Here is a 1,044-nt window from a genome sequence, read left to right on the forward strand (position 1 = left end):
CTAGGCCGTGTTTCACATTGCTCGGAGCCACTGGTCGATGATGGCAATGATGACGGTGGCTTCGAACCGGACGGCGAGCTTGTCGTAACGGGTGGCCATGGACCGGTGCTGCTTGAGCTGGTTGATACCGCACTCGACGGCATGACGCAGCCGGTACTCGACCGGGTCAAAGGCGGGCGGCCGCCCGCCTTTGGAACCCTTCTTCTTCCGGTACGCGTCCTGGTCGGCCTTGCTCGGGATACACACCCTGATCCGGCGGCGACGGGCGTACCCACGATTACCCCGGCTGGTGTACGCCCTGTCGGCCAGCACCAGATCCGGGCGGGTCCGCGGCCGGCCACCACCCACCCGGTACACCCTGATCTTGTCCAAAACGGTGACGAACTGCGGACTGTCACCACGCTGACCAGCGGTGATCACGACCGTCAGGGTCTTACGGCCCTGCTCACACGCCAGATGCGTCTTGGTCGTGAACCCACCCCGCGACCGCCCCAAAGCATGATCCGCCGGCTCCTCGAACACCCCACCCGGCGACTCCTTCTGCAGATGGCCATCGTTACGGGCACCCGCGGCATGCTGATGGGCACGACTGACGGTCGAATCGACGCTGACCGTCCACTCGATCCCACCGGCAGCGTCGGCGGCGGTCTGCAACCCGGACAGGATCCTCGCCCACGTGCCGTCCCGCTGCCAGCAACGAAACCACCGGTACAACGTCTGCCACGGCGCATACACCGACGGCACGTCACGCCACGGCGTCCCGGCCCGCACCCGCCACCGGATACCGTCGATGATCTGCCGTCTGGTCCATCGAAGCGGCCGACCCCGACCCGAAACCGCAGGCAGGACGGCCTCCAGCCGTTCCCACTCGGTGTCGGTGAGGTCATGCCGCCGCGCCGCCGCTACGCTGGCCACGAGGTCTCCGGTATTCAGGTTTGCTTGGTCGCTAACCCACTTACCGGAGACCTCAACCTTTATCGATCACCGCCACACCGGACATCCATCACACCCAGGCCCCAACAGCCCATACGAAACACGGCCTAG

1 protein-coding gene is annotated in these 1,044 nt (G+C 65.7%); it reads right to left on the reverse strand.

The window, feature by feature from the left end:
- Window positions 1-12: 12 nt before the first annotated feature.
- Window positions 13-915 (reverse strand): IS5 family transposase, encoded by a 903-nt coding sequence (locus AB0E94_RS53260; protein WP_360344690.1) that lies wholly within the window; start codon window positions 913-915, stop codon window positions 13-15.
- Window positions 916-1,044 lie beyond the last annotated feature (129 nt).

The organism is Actinoplanes sp. NPDC026670, assembly GCF_040638175.1.
Classification (GTDB): Bacteria; Actinomycetota; Actinomycetes; order Mycobacteriales; family Micromonosporaceae; genus Actinoplanes.